The sequence below is a fragment of the Paraburkholderia sp. WS6 genome, from assembly GCF_030464835.1.
GTDB lineage: Bacteria > Pseudomonadota > Gammaproteobacteria > Burkholderiales > Burkholderiaceae > Paraburkholderia > Paraburkholderia madseniana.
Genome location: NZ_JALQCK010000002.1, coordinates 165,131 through 181,832 on the forward strand (window position 1 = coordinate 165,131; position 16,702 = coordinate 181,832).

A 16,702-nucleotide genomic window follows, 5' to 3' on the forward strand; every position below is an offset into this window, starting at 1 on the left:
CCACCTAACCGGTTGCCCAGCGCAGGGCATCGTCAATTATCTTTCGCCGATCTGCCGCAGCCTCAATGCCCCGCCGACATTGTGCAATCAGGACGATAAGGCATCCTTTTTGCTCACCGAGAAGTACTGTCGAGAGAACGATATGCAGGCTGGCGATACGTCCGCCACATAGGGCAACCGCCCGTTCAATCTGTGGGGAGGCGCTATGCAGGGAAGCAATGACACGGTACGTGCTGTAATTCTTGCCACGGTGATGTCGCTATTGACAGCATGCGGCGGGGGCGGGGGTGGAGGCTCGAGCAACGGCAGTAGCGCGGCCACGCCACCGGGCGGCGTTAATCTGCAAGTTGTGTCATTCGGCGACAGCCTGTCGGACGTCGGGACCTATACGCCGCTCGCGAGCGCGGTGGGTGGCGGGCGTTTCACGACCAATCCGGGCCAGGTGTGGACTCAGAACGTCGCGCAATACTACGGCGGCTCGCTAAGCGCCGCGTTCACGATCGACATCACGCACAAGTTGAACGCGCAAAACGGTCTCGGCTATGCCGAGGGCGGCTCCACAGTGGCGACGCCGGCAAACCAGAACGACTTTCTTACCGACGTGATCGGCAATGTCGAAATGCCGGTCAATCAGCAGGTTTCGAGCTATCTGGCCACGCACGGGAGTTTCAATTCCGGTCAACTGGTCCTGATGTGGGCCGGCGCGAACGACGTGCTTCGCGCCGGTTCGCTGCCGGCCGCGGCGCCGACGGTGCAAACGGCGGCAACCACCCTCGCTCAGCTTGTCGGGCAGATCGTTCAGAACGGCGCCACGCATGTGGTGGTGGTCAATGTTCCAAATGTCGGCCTGTCGCCCAAAGGCCTCGCCGCGGCCGACGGCGGGGCCAATCTGACCCAGCTATCGCAACTCTTCAACCAGGACCTGAACGCTGCCCTGCAGGCCGATGGCCTGCAGGGCAAGGTCATCCAGATCGATTCCTATACATGGGTAGACCAGATCATCGCGAACTTTCAGGCTAATGGCTTCGTCGTGGCAAACACGGCCCAAGCCTGCGACCCCAAGAAAACGCCGGATGACACAGCATTGCTGTGCTCGTCGGCAACCTATGTGACGGCCAATGCCGATCAGACGTACATGTTCGCCGACGACCTTCATCCGACGACGCATCTGCACGCGCTGTTCGCCCAATTCGTCGAGCAGCAGATCGCCAGCAGCGGTCTTGGGCACTGAGCCTTCAGGACGATGACGACTCGCCGACAGAATCGTCAGGTTCGCTGTAACGGGGCGCGAGGGCGACGCCGCGCCGACGTCAGGCTTTCTCGCTGAATTCCGGCGACTTGCGCTTCGTCTGGCGTGTGATACGTTAGTGCTAGGGACGTTCGTGTGCGGCACGAACGTCCCCTGGTATGATGCCAATCGCACGCCGGTCGGCGTTCGATTCATCGCCACGTTTCGCCGCAGCGTTTTGTAATTGCATTTCCAGCCGCGTTTTGCGCGGCAGGTCTTCCAGCCTCGAGAACCATCATGCCCGCCCAACACGACGAAGTCCCCACTACCAGCACCACGCCGGGCAAGGCTAAGCGCAAGGATCTGTCCATTGTGGCGCGCAATCTTCTGATGGTTGCCGTCGGCGTCATCGTCTTCGCGATCGTTGCGACCGTCGTGCTCTACGGTCCGATCACTTACGGCGACGAGATTCCCAACTTCGGCATCATCCTCATGCTGACCGTGCCGGTCATCGCGGGCGTGGCCTTCCGGGTGGGACTGGATGCGTGGCTGGACCGGGAATGAGCGGCAACACCACCCACACTTCCAGCCCGCCGCCCTCGCGCGCGTGAAACTGCAGGCTGCCGCCGTGCAGCCGCGCGATCCGCTCGACTATCGCCAGCCCCAGCCCGGTGCCGCCGCTATGCGCGCGAGCATTGCGGCCACGCTGAAACGGCGCTTTCAGTTGCTCCAGCTCCTCTGCCGACAGACCTTTGCCGCGATCGCCCACCGCGACATACACGGCTTCACCTGTAGCCCAACTCCGCACAGCGAGTCCGCTGCCGCCATAGACGATCGCGTTCTGCATCAGGTTCATCAGGAGCCGCATCATGCTGATCGGCCGGTAGAGAATCGCGGGCAGAACCGCGAGCGACAGCTCGAACTCATGGCCCAGCCCGGCGAAATCGCCGGCAAGTCGCTCGACCAACGCATTGAGGTCGCCGGGCTCCGCCGCTTCACGCTCGCCGCTGCCGGCGTAATCCATGAACTGCTGCAAGATCGTCTCGATCTGGTCCAGGTATGACTCGGCGGCGACCACGAAGCTGCTGTCGCTGCCGTCGGGCATCGCCATGGCCATCGAGAGCCGCAGTTTGGTGAGCGGCGTGCGGATGTCGTGCGAGATGCCCGCCAGCATCAGCGCGCGCGTCGCCTCGGCCTGCTGCAACGCATGCGTCATCTGATTGAAAGCGTTGCTTACCGTGGCGATCTCGACAGGACCGTCGGTCGACAACGGCGCGGGCGTTTCACCGGCACTCACGCGACGCGCCGCCTGCGTCAACGCCTGGAGCGGCTGGTTGAGGTGGCGCTGGATCACATAGCCGGTCAGCGCCGCCAGTGCGCCCAAACCGAGCGATAGCAGAATCGCGGCGTCGAGTCCGTTGCCTTGCGCGTCCTCGGGAATCGGCAGCGCGATCCAGTACGGCGTGTGCGGCGCATCGGCCGGAGCATGCATGCGAATCCACAAGCGTTGACCGCCTTCGGACTGCCAAAGCGCGGGCATGTCGGCGGGCAGATGCTCGCGCAAGCTGTCGAGAAACACATTGCGCTGATACGTGCGGTAAGCGCGCATCAGACTGGGCGGCGGTTCAAGGGCGGCATCGGCGGGTAGTTGCGTGCGAGCGTCGAGACGTGCCGTCAATTGAGCGCGCGCGCCCGGCGGCGTCGCTTGAAGCAGGCTATCGAGCGTCGTCACGTAAGTGGCGAACACCGTGGCCGCCCGTTCGACGCGGGGCCGCTGCACATAGTGCAGCAACACCGCAAGCGCGCAGAGCTGGCTCAGCATCACCAGCACGATCAGCAAGACGATATTGCGCGCCAGCAGCGTTTTCGGCAGCGCCCTCTGCAGCCACGCGCGCGTCATGAGTCGACGTCCGCGACCAGCATGTAGCCGACGCCCCACACGGTCTTGATGAAGCGCGGCTTCGACGGGTCGTCCTCGATAATCTGCCTGAGCCGCAGCACCTGCACGTCGATGCTGCGATCGAGCGCATCGTGATCACGCCCACGGGCGCGCGCCAGCAGATTGTCACGGCTCACGGGCCGGTTCGGCGACGAGGCCAACGCGACCAGCAGCAGCATCTGCGCAGAATGAATCTCCAGCAGTTCGCCGGTACGCGACAACTGCTGCTTGCCGACATCGAGACTGAAATCGCCGAAACGCACGCTCTGCGAGGTCACGGTGACATCGCCCGAGGCGATCTTCTGGCGGCGCAGCAGCGCATTGATCCGCGCGACCAGTTCACGCGGCAGGAAGGGTTTGGCGAGGTAGTCGTCGGCGCCGGTTTCGAGGCCGAGCACCCTGTCGAGCGGATCGCCCTTCGCGGTCAGCATCAGGATCGGCAGCGTCTGCCCTTGCTCGCGCAAACGGGCGCAGATGGCGAGGCCATCCTCTTCGCCGATCATCAGATCGAGCACCAGCAGATCGAATGGCTCACGTTCCAGATAGCGGTCGAGCCGTTTGCCGTCCTCCGCGATCCGGACGTCGAAGCCATGCCCGCGCAGAAAACGCTGCAGCATATTGCGCAGTTCGGCTTCGTCGTCGAGCACGATGATTTTTGCGGGGCGATCCATACGAAAGCTCCTCGGTTTAAGCGTCGGGCGGTGCATGCCGCGCCGCGTGCCGTTCGGCCTGGCGCTGCAACAGCACGTAGAACGACGGAATGAACAGCACGGCAATGCACGTTGAAGCGAGCATCCCCGAAAATACCGCAATCCCAAGCGAACGGCGCGCGCTCGCACTCGCGCCGGTGGCGATCACGAGCGGCACCACGCCGAGAATGAACGCGAACGAGGTCATCATGATCGGCCGGAACCGCAAGCGCGCCGCTTCCACCGCGGCCTCGGCGATGCTCACGCCCTGCGCGCGCAGATGCCGTGCGAACTCGACGATCAGAATCGCGTTCTTCGCCGACAGCGCGATCAGCAATACGAGGCCGATCTGCGTGTAGAGGTTGTTGGCAGCCCCCAGGATGGCAAGCGTACCGGCTGTACCGAGCAACGCCAGCGGCACGGCGAGCACCACCGCCACCGGCAGCAACCAGCTTTCGTATTGCGCGGCCAGCACGCAGAACACCAGCAACACACCCACGGCAAACACCCAATAGGCCGAATTGCCGACCAGTTTCTCCTGATACGACATCGCGGTCCATTCGTAACCGATACCCGCGGGCAGTATGCGCGCGGCTTCCTGCTCGAACGCGGCGATCGCCTGGCCGGTGCTATAGCCGTTCGCCGGATTGCCGTTGATGGCCGCTGCCGGCGCGAGGTTATACAGCGTCGCCACGGCCGGGCCGACGCTCGTATGCGCATCGATGAAGGTGCCCAGCTCCACCATATGGCCACTGTTGCTGCGAATCTGCAAACGGCGGATATCGTCGGTTTCGCGGCGAAACGCGCCGTCGGCCTGCACGAACACGGGGAACGTATGGTTGAACGTCGTGAACTGGTTCACATAGCTCGAGCCGACGTAATCCTGCAGCAGGTCGAACACATTGCCGACCGGCACCTGCAGCGACTCGGCCTTGGCGCGATCGAGCGTAAGTTCGACGGTCGGCACCGACGCGCGAAACGGGCTGAACACGCGCTGCAGTTCGGGCCGCTTCGAAACGCTGGTGATCAGCGCATCGGCGGCATCCTGCAAACGCCGATAGTTCTGCGAGCCGTCTGTGAGCATCACCTGCATCTGCACGCCGCCGCTATTGCCGAGGCCCTGGATCGGCGGCGGCACGATCACCACGGAGCGCACGTCAGGCAGTTTCGCGAGTTCGCTATTCATGCGCAAATACAGCGAACGCAGATCCTCGCCTTTGCCGCGCTTGCTCCAGTCGTCGAGTGTGACGTAGATCAGCGCGGAATTCGGCAGCGATGCGTTGTTATCGAGCGGCGAGATGCCACCGATCGACACCACATGATTCACGCCAGGAATCGCGCCGATGCGCTTTTCTATCTGCGTGCTCGCCTCGCGCGTGCGGCCGAGCGAAGCGGCATCGGCCAGTTGCGCGGCGATCAGGATATAGCCCTGATCTTCGAGCGGAATGAAGCTGGTGGGCACACGCGTCAGCAAAAACGCAGACGCCGCGCCGAGCACCAGCGCGATGCCGAGCGCGAGGCCACAGCGCTGCACGAACCACGAAACAATGCGCACATAGCCCTTTTCGACACGGGCGTACCCCTTGTCGAACACGCGATACACGATGTTCGGCTTGCCGGGCCGCGCGTGCCGCAACCAGCGCACGCTTTGCACTGGCTTGAGCGTCACCGCGTTGATCGCGCTGATGATGGTCGTTGCGACGACAACCAGCGCGAACTGCCGGTACATCTGGCCCGTGACGCCGCCGAGAAACGCCGAGGGCAGGAACACCGAGATCAGTACCAGCGTGATGCCGACGATCGGCCCGAGCAACTCGTGCATCGCGTCGATGGCGGCCTGCTTCGGCGTCTTGCCCTGCTCGATATGCTGCGTAATCCCTTCCACCACCACGATTGCGTCGTCCACCACGACGCCGATTGCCAGCACGATCGCGAACAGCGTCAGCAGGTTGATCGAGAAGCCGAGCATGTAGATCGCGCCGAACGTGCCGATGATCGTCACCGGAATCGTCGTGGCGGGCACGAGCATCGCACGCCAGTTCTGCAGAAACAGCAGGATCACCGCAAGCACCAGCAGTGCGGCCTCGAACAGCGTCTTGTACACGTCGATCACCGACTGCCGCACGAAGGTCGTCGTGTCGAACGGCAATTGATAGCTGACGCCCTTCGGCATATCTTTGGCCAGCCGCGCCATGGTCGCTTTCACCGCATTGCCGACTTCCAGCGCGTTGGCTTCCGGCAGTTGATAGATGGCAATGCCCGCAGCCGGTTTGCCGTCGAGATTGAAGAACTGCCCATAGCTCGACGAACCCAGTTCAGTGTGACCCACATCGCGAATGCGCACGAAGTGGCCACCATCGTTGGGATCGGCTTTAACGATGATGTCGTCGAACTCGTGCGGATCGGACAGCGCGCCTTGCATCGTCACCGTGAGCTGGAACGCCTGGCCGCCCGCGTTCGGCTCCGAACCGAGTTGGCCGGCGCTCACGTCCTTGCTTTGGCTTTGGATCGCCTGCATCACATCGGCGGCGGTCAGATCGCGCTCGCTCAACTTTTGCGGATCGAGCCACACGCGCATGCTGTACTGCCCCGTGCCGAACACGGTGACGTCGCCGACACCCGGCAAACGCGCGAGCGTGTCGCGCAGATAAATCACCGCGTAGTTGCTCAGGAACAGCGAATCGTATTTTGGATCAGGCGACTGCAGCGTGTACAACTGCAGAATCGCCGTGGAGCGTTTGCGCACGGTCACGCCCTGCTGCTGCACCGCTTGCGGCAATTGCGCGGTGGCGGCCGACACGCGGTTTTGCACCAGCACCTGCGCTTTATCGACATCCGTGCCGACCGCGAAGGTGACCGTGAGCGTGTAGGTGCCGTCATTGGTGCTGGTCGATTGCATGTACAGCGCGTTTTCCACGCCATTGACCTGCGTTTCGATTGGCAGCGCCACGCGGTCGATCACGGTCGCGGCGCTCGCACCCGGAAAGCGTGCGACAACCTGCACGGTCGGCGGCGTGATCGGCGGATATTGCGCGATCGGCAGGTTGATCAGCGCGACAGCGCCGAGCAGCATCACGATCAACGCGATCACATTGGCGAGGACCGGGCGCTCGACGAAGAAGCGGATCATGACTGGCCCTGCGCCGCCGCGGCGACCACCTGCACCTTGGCGCCGGGCGCGACAGCCAGCGCACCGCCGGTCACGACCTGGTCGTTCGCGGTGAGACCCGAGGTGACCGCCCGCTGCGAACCGTACAAGCCACCAATGACCACCGCGCGTTTTTCGATCACGCCCGCGCCGTTCACGATCAGCAACGACGCACCCGCCTGATCGCGCAGCAACGCGGTGTCCGGCACCAGCAGCACGTTTTGCGGCGCACCAGCGGGAATATGCACTTCAACCGACATGCCGGGAATCAGGTGCGCGTCCCGATTGGCGATATCGGCGCGCAGCTTGACCGCCCCGCTATTCGGATCGACGCGTGTGTCGACAAATTCGAGCGCGGCGTCCTCACCTTGCCCTTGACCCTGGCCCACTGCTGCGCCGAGCACATTGACGCGCACTGTGCGGGGTGGCTGCGTAAAAAGTCCGATGCGGTTAGCGTCGCGTTCGTTGAGCGTGAAATTCACGTACACCGGCTGGATGCGGTCCAACGTGGCGAGCTTGGTGGAGTCGGAAGCGCCCACCAGATTGCCGACGTCGAATGCACGTGCACCGATGCGGCCCGCGAACGGTGCGCGTATTTCCGTGTAAGCGAGATTGATGCGCGACATGTCACGTTTGGCGAGCGCCTGGTCGCGTGTGGTCTGGGCTTTTTGCAGCGTCGATTCGGAGGTGGCGTTATCCGACGTGAGTTGCTTTTGCCGGACCAGTTCCTGGTTGGCATTGTCGAGCGCGGACTGGTCGTAGGTCAGTTGCGCGCGATACGTATCCGGCTCGATGCGAAACAGCACCTGCCCTTGCTTGACGTAAGCGCCATCGGCAAAGCCAATTTCCTTCAGCACGCCCTGCACGCGCGCGATTAGCGTGACGGTCGCCGAGGGCGCGACGGTGCCGCTCAGATCAAGTTGTTCGCGCACCTCGCGCGGCACTGGTCGTGTCACGCTGACTTGCGGCAGGGGCACGGCTTGCGCCGATTGTGCCGATTGTGCGGCAGGCGCGCTGCCGTCGTGGCACGCGGCGAGCGCCATTGCCGCTGCCAGCACGATGCAAAGCGTCGCTCCCAAGTGCCGGCCTGGTTCGTTCCGGCCTGGTTCGTTCCGGCTTGGCTCATTCCTGTTGGCCACGTTACCGCATACCCCGCTCGTGCTCGTCTCTGCCATGTTGTTATTTCCCATTCTCGAGCTGGCCTCCACTGGCGCGCGCCAGCGCGGAATTCGCCGGCGGGTTCAGCAAGCGGCCCCAGTCCGTGCGCTGCGTCATCTGTTCGGCGATCTGTTCGCTCACCACCTGCTGCCCCTCTGCCACTTCCCAGCCACCGCCCAATGCGCGATACAAGGACACCGCCGCAAGCGCGGCGATCCCCTGGTTCTGCGCGAGCGAATCGCCATCGCGCAACATCGAACGCGACGCATCGAGCACCGTGTCATACGTGACCGATCCCGCGCGGTACTGGATATTGGCGAGCTTCAAAGCGCGTTGCGACGCATCGGACGCACGCGACGACGCCGCCAGCGCATCGAGTGAGGTACGCAGTGCGGCAATCGCGTCCTCCACTTCTTTCTGCGCTTGCAGCACCGTGTTCTGATAGTCGAGCACGGCCTCCTGGAAGGCGGCGTCCTGAATCCGTACGGCGTTCTTCAACTGGCCGCGATCGAGGATCGGCAGCGTGATGCCCGCTGAGAAGAGACCGATCGTCTTGCTACCCCACTGCGACAATCCGATGCCATGCTGTTCGCCCGACGAAAGCCCGAACAGTCCCGTCAACGACAGCGACGGATACAGCTTTGCCTTGGCCGCGCCGATCAGCGCCGATTGCGCCGCTGCGTTGAGCGCGGCCTGACGCACGTCGGGACGGCGGCGCAGCAGATCGGCGGGAATACCGACATCGATCTGCGTCGGCGGCACCGGAATCGCGCTGCTGCCTTTGAGTTGCGCATCGACTGCGTCGGGGGGATCGGCGAGCAGCACGGCGAGCGTGTCGCGGTCTTGTGCGCGTGCCTTGATGAGCGGCGGAATCTGCGCCTCGGTTTCGGCCACCAGCGTGGCGGCCTGTTCGACGTCGAGCTGGCTCGATGCGCCGCGTTTGTAGCGCGCCTGGGTGAGCGTGAGACTCTGCTGCACCGCCTTCAGGTTTTGCTGCGCGACCGCGATACGTTGTTCGAGCGCGCGCAGATCGATGTACGCATTGGCGACATCGGCGAACAGCGACACGAGCGCGTTGTCATACGCGGCTTCGGACACGCGCAATTGCGCGCGATCCGATTCGATCTGCCGGCGATACTTGCCCCAGAAATCGATTTCCCAACCCACGTTCACACGCAGATGCTCGGCCCACAGATGCGTGGGCGGAATCGGACCGACGCCGCTTGTGTTGATATGGTCCGCGCCAACGGACACGCTGCCGGATTGTGGCAGCAGATTCTCGGCGCTGACCGCGAGTTGCGCGCGCGCCTTGAAGATATGCAAACCCGCCACCTGCAGCGACAGATTGCGCTCGTACGCACGCTGTTCCAGCGCGCTCAGCACCGGATCGTTGAATGCGGTCCACCAGGCTGCCTGAGCACTTGGCGCGGTCTGCGCCTCGCCGGACAGGCTCTCGAGCCACTGGTTTTCGAGCGTCACGTCCGGCTGTTTGAAGTCGGGGCCGACCGTCACACAACCCGTCAGTGCCACACTCATCGATACGATGAGCGCGCAGGCGATGGACAGGCGGCAGGACGTGGCTGATTTCATCGCGCATTGAGGCGTCAAATATCCTACGATCCCGCCGATGCCCGCGCGGCTCAGTGCGCTGCCCCGCGTTCCTGCATGAATGCCGCGATCTGCGGCAAGGTGATGTAGCCCGCCTTCTGCGTGTCGATTTCATCGAAATGCTTGGCGACCATCGGCATGCCCGCGGCGGCCTGTTCCCGGGTGAGCTTGCCGTCGTGCGTGGTGTTGGCATTCGCAAAGCGCGTTTGCAACTGCTGCGCCATGCGCTCCATGCGCTGAGGGTTGCCGCCCTGCGGTGCGGCCGTTTGGGCGAACGTGACGGTGGATGCGCAGCACAGCAGCACGACGGCGAGAAACTTTTTCATGACTGACTCCTTGGATCGAGCCATCGTGCGTCGCCTGCTAACCGCCGCGATCCGTTCGATGACAGGCCGAATTCTTGAGGATGTGCCGCCGGAAGGCAATTTGAGAATCATGTCGCCTTATGTCATGGCTTTTCGCGGCGCCGGCGCAGCAGATGTTCTCGCTGTCGTCGCAACACAGCATGCGCTTCATACACCTGCATGCTTATCTCATGGCCCACTTTCGCGCGACATTGAATGAAATAAGTTCGCGCTGCCGTTTTCAGGGCGGTTTGCGTATCTTTCGTCTGCCGGCGCTACCAGTGCCGCAAGTGCCTTAAGTGCATCAAGCGCGGCGCCTCAACGGTTCGGAAGGGTTCTCAAGCAATCCGAATCAGTCGCACGGCTTCTTCACCGGAAGACGCTCCGCACCGCTCAACGTCTCAGGAGTATCAAGTGAGTATTCGTCTCGTCTGCGCCTCTACCTTCACCGCCATCGGTCTCGCCTGTTCGTCGACGGCGTTCGCCCGGGTGGTCGTCTATATGCCGGCTGCCGTGGTCTACGCGCCGCCGCCGCGCCCGGTCTATTACTACGCGCCGGTCAAGCCGGTCTATGTGGTAGCGCCGCCGCCGGCTCCGATTCCCGTTGCCGTAGCGGTCGGCACGCCCGTGCCGTTGCCTCCGAAACCCGTCACCCTGTACACGACGGTCGTGGTTCCCGCGCCGACCAACTATGCAATCGTGCCCGCCCCTGCCGTCACCTATGCGCAACCCGTGATGGTGGTGCCGCGCTGAATGTGCCGGATGCGAGTCCCGACAGACCATCCCCGCACTGTCAGCGTGAACGTATCCAACGTATTGATTACATAAATCGCCGTTGAACCAGCATAGGACATGCAGTACGCAAGAATGCCTGGTGAATTCCCGTTGTCCTGAAGAATGACCGGCGCGCCGCGCGAGAACAGGTTGTTCCGCTTGCGCGGCGTGCTGAGTCGCGTATTGATCGCGCACTGAACCAGTACGTCGGCGCGCTGGAATCCCGGCGATCGGTAGCTTGTGCTCTCCGACACGATTTTTACAAGCAGAGACGTGAGATGGACTCGCTCTTTTGGCTGTCCCGCGACGTATTGCGTGGATTGAAACAGGAGAAAGACCAGTCTTCTCCAAAGGCCTGCCTGACTGGGCGGCGCCGATACGCCATACAAATGTACGGCGTTTGAAAGCTCTATGTTAGCTCGACATCGTGGACGCGTGGTACGGCGCTTGCTGCACTCTTCACCACCGTCAGGCGCGCCCATTAGTCGGACCTATCTGTCCAGCTACCGGCGTCTGGCTCGCACGCGCTTGATCGCCCGTCCACTTCTTCTTCTGGAACTTTAGTTAGATGAGCTATCACGACATAGACAAAGAAATCGCCCATCTCGAACTCGTCTTCGGGAAGATTTCCACCAACGATCGCATTCCACTGTCGTATTGGCGCAATCGGCTGGGCATGTTTCCCAAAACGTTGCTGATGACGACACAGCGCGCCCGCCTCGCGCGGCTCGAAGCCGCCCTGCGCTCACTCGAGCAGTCCGCGCTAACGCCGGCAGCCGAGCGGCCCATGCGAGCGACGGGCACCCGGTCATGACGCGTTGCCCTTTATTTACCCTTAACCGATCAGGATCCGCGCGGCGAGCGCTAGCGCGAGGGCGGGCAGCATCACCACCACGCCCACTTTGAAAAACTTCATGAAGCTCACGTCTTCGCCTTCGCGGCGAATTGCGTTGAGCCAGAGGATCGTTGCGAGCGAACCGGTGATCGACAGGTTTGGCCCCAGATCCACGCCAATCAGGAGCGCGTCGATCACGCGCTCAGGACTATGCGCCTGCATCACGGTCGAACTGGCGACCAGACCCGCCGGCAGGTTGTTCATCAGATTGCTGCCGATCGCGATGACGCTGCCCGCCCAGCCAGCCGTCGTGGCTTCACTGTGTTGCGTCGCATCTTGCAGCAGATGGACGAATGTCTTGATGACGCCGGTGTGATCGAGCATCTCGACCAGCACAAACAACGCGGCGACCAACGGCAGCACGCTCCACGATATTTCCCGGATCATCGGCAGCGGCGATTTGCGCTCCTGGATCAGCACGACCGCGGCGGTCAGCGCGCCGAGTATTGCGGTGGGCAGGCCGAGCGGGACATCGAAGGCGGACACTGCCAGCAGCACGACGGCCGTCACCGCGATACCCGCAAGCGCAACGCGCCCACTCGACGACAACTCGAGTGGTTCGAGATCGGCCTCGCAGGTGCCGGCGAGCGCGTCGCGCTGAGTCCAGCGCAACAGCACATAGGTCGCGACGATCGACAGCAGCGAAGGCAGCGTGAAGCGGATCAGCCAGGCGCCGAGCGCGGGCGTGTGATTGCCGTACAGTACGATGTTGGCCGGATTCGAGATCGGCAGCACGAAGCTCGCGGCATTCGCAATGAACGCGCAGACGAAGAGCAAGGGCAGCGGAGGCGTCTTCGCTTTTTTGGCGGCAGCAAAAACGGCAGGCGTGAGCACGACCGCGGTGGCGTCATTGGAAAGGAAAGCGGTGATGACCACGCCGACCAGGTAGACCAGCAGAAAGAGCTTTCGCGGCGATCCTTTGGCGTGGTTGACCGCGAAAACGGCGACCCAATCGAACAGACCTTCGCGGCGCCCGACTTCGGATAGCAGCATCATGCCGACCAGGAAGAGGTAGACGTCCGTGCCTTTGCCGACTGCCTCGACGGCCAGATCGACGGGAAGCAGGCCCAGCGATACGAGTAAAAGCGCGCCGGCGACGGCCCACACGGCCTCGGGCCATTTGAACGGGCGGGTGATGACGCCAGCCGTGGCGGCTATGGCAATACCCCAAGACAGGAAGACGGAATTCACCAAGCAGGTCCTTGATTCTGATTGTGCGCGAGCGCGGAATGGGAGCGCAGCATAACCCATGGCCGGGATGCTGCAGGCGGTCGCGGTGCAAGTTGTGTGCCACGCAATACCGCCGTGTCTGCCTCGCTATCCCCCCGATTCACGACGGCAATACAATTCCGTCCGTTATCCTTGCCGTGGTACAACTGCGCCGGGCGCGAAGCTGTTCTTCTCATTGCCATTCATGGGTCGAACCTTTTGAAGCGATTGACCCGGAAAATTAACACAGTGCCACGTCTTTTCGTCAAATCAGACCGCCGTCCGGCTTTATTTCATCCCCATTAGCGTCACGGCTAGAACAATCTGTTCTCTTCTCCTGGTCTATTCAATTTTCATTGGCATCCCTACTATCCGCATTTACACGCGACACACCGCACGCGGCACGCGGCTCGCACCACGAATAGTGAGCATGAACCCATGAATCCCCGTCCTTCAGACGTCAAGCACTACAGCGGCCCTGCCGTCGCATTGCACTGGCTAATCGCATTGCTGATCATCTGCGGGTTCTATATCGGCTGGATCATGACCGATATCCCTGGCTTCACGCCTACCAAGCTGAAGTACTTCTCGTGGCACAAGTGGATCGGCGTGACGGTCTTCGTGCTGGCCGTGGCGCGCGTGCTGTGGCGCACCACTCACCGCGCGCCGGCGCTCGACAGCGCTACACCCGCATGGCAGAAGGCTGCGGCCCATCTCGTGCACGGCGTGCTCTACGTTCTGATGCTGGCAATTCCGCTGTCCGGCTACTTCTATAGCTCGGCCGCGGGCATTCAGGTGGTGTACCTCGGCATCGTGCCGCTGCCCACCTTCATCGGCCCGGACCAGGCGCTCAAGGCAAGCCTGCGCACGGTCCATGTGCTGCTCAACTACACGCTGTTGGCACTCGTTGGGATGCACGTACTCGCGGCACTCAAGCATCAATTTGTCGACCGCGACGGATTACTCGCACGGATGATTCCGTTCCTCAAATAACACACGAGCAACGGCCGATTGGCTACAGCCTGTTGGCAATCTAATTCCCAGCGGTGCGCAATCAGCGCGCGTGGGTTCGATAGGATGCGTACCACCATGAAATCAAACTTTTACCACTCCATTCTGGCCGGCGTCGCCGCCTTTTCATTCTTCGGCGCAGGCCTTGCGCACGCCGATGTCGACACGAGCAAAAGCACTGTCGTCGCCACGACGAAGCAGATGAACGTGCCGGTGGACGGCAAATTCAAAAAATTCTCGGCGCAACTGAATTTCGATCCGGCCAAGCCGACCGCCGGCAACGCCAATGTGTCAATCGACACCGGCAGCTACGACCTCGGTGCCGACGACTACAACAAGCAGGCCCAGGGCAAGGAATGGTTCGATAGCGCGACCTATCCGGCCGCGACGTTCGTCTCGAGCGCAATCGCGCCGGCCGGCGGCAATCAGTACAAGATCACCGGCAAGCTCACCATCAAGGGCAAATCGCAGACTGTCGTGGTGCCGGTCACCATCGCCAGCCAGGGCAACACGCAGACCTTCGACGGCGCATTGCCGATCAAGCGTTCGCAGTTCGATGTCGGGACGGGCGAATGGAAAGACACGTCGGTGGTCGCCGACGAAGTCGTCATCAAATTTCACATCGTTGCTTCGAAGAAGTAACGGAACACACCTAAGCGTCACAGCACTTTCTGAAACCTGGAGAATAACTTGAAGAAACAACTTTTGCTCGCCGCGGGCGCGCTGACCGCAGCCATGTCGTTCAACGCTATGGCCGCCGATACGTATCAGCTTGACCCGATGCACACCTACCCGAGCTTCGAAACCGACCACTTCGGCGGACTGTCGAACTGGCGCGGCAAGTTCAAGAAGAGCAGCGGCACCGTGGTGCTGGATCGCGCGGCGAAAACCGGCACGGTGGACGTGACGATCGATATGAGCTCGGTGGATATCGGTAACGACAAGCTCGACTCGGAACTGGTCACGGACAAGTTCTTCGACGCCGCCAAGTACCCGACCGCGACCTACAAGGGCACGCAGATCCGCTTCGACGGCGACAAGCCCGTGGAAGTGATCGGCACGCTGACCATGCATGGCGTGACCAAGCCGGCCAACCTGAAGATCGAATCGTTCAAGTGCATCATGAACCCGATGCTCAAGCGCGAAGTGTGCGGCACCGAATCGACCCTGACGTTCAATCGCGACGATTTCGGCGTCGACTTCGGCAAGACCTATGGCTTCAAGATGCTGACCACGCTGAATATTCAGGCTGAAGGCATCAAGCAGTAATAGCTGCTCCCCTGTAGCTTGCGGCAGGCGGCGGAATAACTCCCCGCCTGCCCGTTCGACGTCACGACGTGACCATTTACTGTCGCTCAACAGGCGGATAGGCGAACGTGAGCGAAAGATGCGGGGCCCGCGGCACGTAGAGACGCAACGCCAGATAGAACCCTGCAGACGGCGCCGGTAACCAGTTGCTACGCAGCGCGGGGTCCACAGGCTCCTTTGCAGAAATGGCGATGCGCAAACCTCCGTCGCTGTCATAGCGCAGTCCCTGCGTACGGTCGCCAATCGAATAGCGCTGAAGCGGATTTTCGACGAGCATTCGCGTCGTCTTGTCGTACATCGTAATTGACCAGAACGCGTCAGTTTGCGGCAGCGCCTCCGGCAGGAAGTGGAGCAGGTATTGCATGCGTCCGTCGAGCGGCGCGTCCGCGGCGTCGCGATCGGCGATGATGTACATGGCTTCTTCGACCCCAAGCGCGCCAATATAGTTGAGCGCAACCTGCGCCCGTTCGCGATACCGGGTACCGAACGAATCTCTCACAGCGACAGGAAGTGCCCACCCGCCCCCCAGCGCGGACGGCAACGCCCCGCTCAATTCATCAAGCACTTCCGTCAGCGCCCTTTCGATCGCATCGTGTTGCTGATGACTCAACGCGTCCGCATCCAGACCCGGGCCGATGCCACAGATGGCAAAGTTCGCGAGATCGTCCGCGGCTTCAGCAGGCGGAGGGCATTCCGCCAGCGCACGATTGACCACGCGCACGAATAGCGTGGTGTCCCCTGGCCTATCACCCGGTTGCATACCCGCATCGATCAGGCTGGGCACCCTCGCGCCGGAACCCGGCAGTGGCCGTAATTTCAGACGATCCTGTAGTGCAACCACTTGCGCGACATCGTCCGCGCCATCCACCAGAATGCGTCCGATCAACCACGTACTGTCCGTCGGGCAGGCAATCGCCTGTACGCCGTCCGGCACCGTACCGTCCCAGTCGGGACCGTGCAGCAGAAATACCCCACCGTCGTTTCCGGTGGTCCGGGTGCCAACATAGGCAAACGGGTTGGTATAGAAATCCAGCAGGCCCAGCACGAAATAACGCCCCGGCATGGGTGGCACATCCAGCAGCAACGGTCCATGAGCAACATCGAGCCAGGTGCTCGAGTAAAGGGTGTCGTTATTCGGCGTGACCACTTCCCGATTCCGGGGACCCAGCGGTTCTCGCGTGTGAACCCATTGATTGGCCCATCGCCAGGTTGATTCCGGCGAGCCGCCGGCAAAGTGCCCCGCGCTGTCGCGCCGCGCCGAGGTCGCGGATCGCATGCGCGACATTTCGTAAAGCGGCAAGGTGAAGAGCACGGCTGCACGCGCGGCGGCGGCGAGGTCCCGGTTTTCCGCGAGCGTGGCTTGAGCGTGGGTATCGAACGTAGACATAGGT

16 protein-coding genes are annotated in these 16,702 nt (G+C 62.3%); 8 read left to right on the forward strand and 8 right to left on the reverse strand.

What is annotated here, in order from left to right; all coding sequences use genetic code 11:
- Window positions 1-205: 205 nt before the first annotated feature.
- Window positions 206-1,231: an SGNH/GDSL hydrolase family protein gene (locus M0D64_RS03230; protein WP_171927498.1), complete on the forward strand. Its 1,026-nt coding sequence runs from the start codon at window positions 206-208 to the stop codon at window positions 1,229-1,231.
- A 294-nt stretch (window positions 1,232-1,525) separates the two neighbouring features.
- Window positions 1,526-1,792, forward strand: a complete 267-nt coding sequence (locus M0D64_RS03235) for a hypothetical protein (protein WP_154559989.1) — start codon at window positions 1,526-1,528, stop codon at window positions 1,790-1,792.
- Here the strand turns inward: M0D64_RS03235 and M0D64_RS03240 are convergent.
- The 6 genes from M0D64_RS03240 to M0D64_RS03265 all read right to left on the reverse strand — a co-directional run bounded on the left by M0D64_RS03240 (window position 1,737) and on the right by M0D64_RS03265 (window position 10,096).
- A complete protein-coding gene (locus M0D64_RS03240) occupies window positions 1,737-3,128 on the reverse strand; it encodes an ATP-binding protein (protein ID WP_266256593.1) in 1,392 nt (463 codons plus the stop codon). The genes M0D64_RS03235 and M0D64_RS03240 overlap by 56 nt on opposite strands.
- Window positions 3,125-3,838, reverse strand: coding sequence for a response regulator (locus tag M0D64_RS03245; RefSeq protein ID WP_154559991.1), 714 nt, complete (start codon window positions 3,836-3,838; stop codon window positions 3,125-3,127). The genes M0D64_RS03240 and M0D64_RS03245 overlap by 4 nt, the downstream gene beginning before the upstream one ends.
- Window positions 3,839-3,854: 16 nt before the next feature.
- A complete protein-coding gene (locus tag M0D64_RS03250) occupies window positions 3,855-6,986 on the reverse strand; it encodes an efflux RND transporter permease subunit (protein ID WP_266256594.1) in 3,132 nt (1,043 codons plus the stop codon).
- Window positions 6,983-8,083, reverse strand: a complete 1,101-nt coding sequence (locus tag M0D64_RS03255) for an efflux RND transporter periplasmic adaptor subunit (protein WP_233464821.1) — start codon at window positions 8,081-8,083, stop codon at window positions 6,983-6,985. Before M0D64_RS03255 ends, M0D64_RS03250 begins: the two co-directional genes overlap by 4 nt.
- Window positions 8,084-8,183: 100 nt before the next feature.
- Window positions 8,184-9,752, reverse strand: coding sequence for an efflux transporter outer membrane subunit (locus tag M0D64_RS03260; protein WP_266256595.1), 1,569 nt, complete (start codon window positions 9,750-9,752; stop codon window positions 8,184-8,186).
- 50 nt (window positions 9,753-9,802) lie between these two features.
- Window positions 9,803-10,096 (reverse strand): hypothetical protein, encoded by a 294-nt coding sequence (locus tag M0D64_RS03265; RefSeq protein ID WP_097393818.1) that lies wholly within the window; start codon window positions 10,094-10,096, stop codon window positions 9,803-9,805.
- Here M0D64_RS03265 and M0D64_RS03270 point away from each other — a divergent pair.
- The 3 genes from M0D64_RS03270 to M0D64_RS03280 all read left to right on the forward strand — a co-directional run bounded on the left by M0D64_RS03270 (window position 10,095) and on the right by M0D64_RS03280 (window position 11,702).
- Window positions 10,095-10,334, forward strand: coding sequence for a hypothetical protein (locus M0D64_RS03270; RefSeq protein WP_266256596.1), 240 nt, complete (start codon window positions 10,095-10,097; stop codon window positions 10,332-10,334). The genes M0D64_RS03265 and M0D64_RS03270 overlap by 2 nt on opposite strands.
- Window positions 10,335-10,528: 194 nt before the next feature.
- Complete coding sequence (locus tag M0D64_RS03275; RefSeq protein WP_171927505.1) at window positions 10,529-10,867, forward strand: hypothetical protein; 339 nt, start codon at window positions 10,529-10,531, stop codon at window positions 10,865-10,867.
- A 589-nt stretch (window positions 10,868-11,456) separates the two neighbouring features.
- Entirely contained in the window at window positions 11,457-11,702 is a 246-nt protein-coding gene (locus tag M0D64_RS03280; protein WP_266256597.1) for a hypothetical protein, read from the forward strand.
- Window positions 11,703-11,723: 21 nt separating this feature from the next.
- Here M0D64_RS03280 and M0D64_RS03285 read toward each other — a convergent pair whose 3' ends face one another.
- Window positions 11,724-12,974 (reverse strand): arsenic transporter, encoded by a 1,251-nt coding sequence (locus tag M0D64_RS03285; RefSeq protein WP_171927506.1) that lies wholly within the window; start codon window positions 12,972-12,974, stop codon window positions 11,724-11,726.
- Between the two features lie 456 nt (window positions 12,975-13,430).
- Between M0D64_RS03285 and M0D64_RS03290 the strand changes: the two genes are divergently transcribed.
- From M0D64_RS03290 to M0D64_RS03300, 3 genes are all read left to right on the forward strand, one after another.
- The gene (locus tag M0D64_RS03290; RefSeq protein WP_154559998.1) at window positions 13,431-13,985 is read left to right on the forward strand and encodes a cytochrome b; all 555 of its coding nucleotides are present in this window, start codon (window positions 13,431-13,433) and stop codon (window positions 13,983-13,985) included.
- A 96-nt stretch (window positions 13,986-14,081) separates the two neighbouring features.
- Entirely contained in the window at window positions 14,082-14,645 is a 564-nt protein-coding gene (locus tag M0D64_RS03295; protein ID WP_266256598.1) for a YceI family protein, read from the forward strand.
- A 48-nt stretch (window positions 14,646-14,693) separates the two neighbouring features.
- Complete coding sequence (locus tag M0D64_RS03300) at window positions 14,694-15,272, forward strand: YceI family protein (RefSeq protein ID WP_154560000.1); 579 nt, start codon at window positions 14,694-14,696, stop codon at window positions 15,270-15,272.
- A 76-nt stretch (window positions 15,273-15,348) separates the two neighbouring features.
- On the opposite strand, the gene M0D64_RS03305 is transcribed toward M0D64_RS03300, so the two are convergent.
- Window positions 15,349-16,698: a DUF1254 domain-containing protein gene (locus M0D64_RS03305; protein ID WP_266256599.1), complete on the reverse strand. Its 1,350-nt coding sequence runs from the start codon at window positions 16,696-16,698 to the stop codon at window positions 15,349-15,351.
- Window positions 16,699-16,702: the final 4 nt, after the last annotated feature.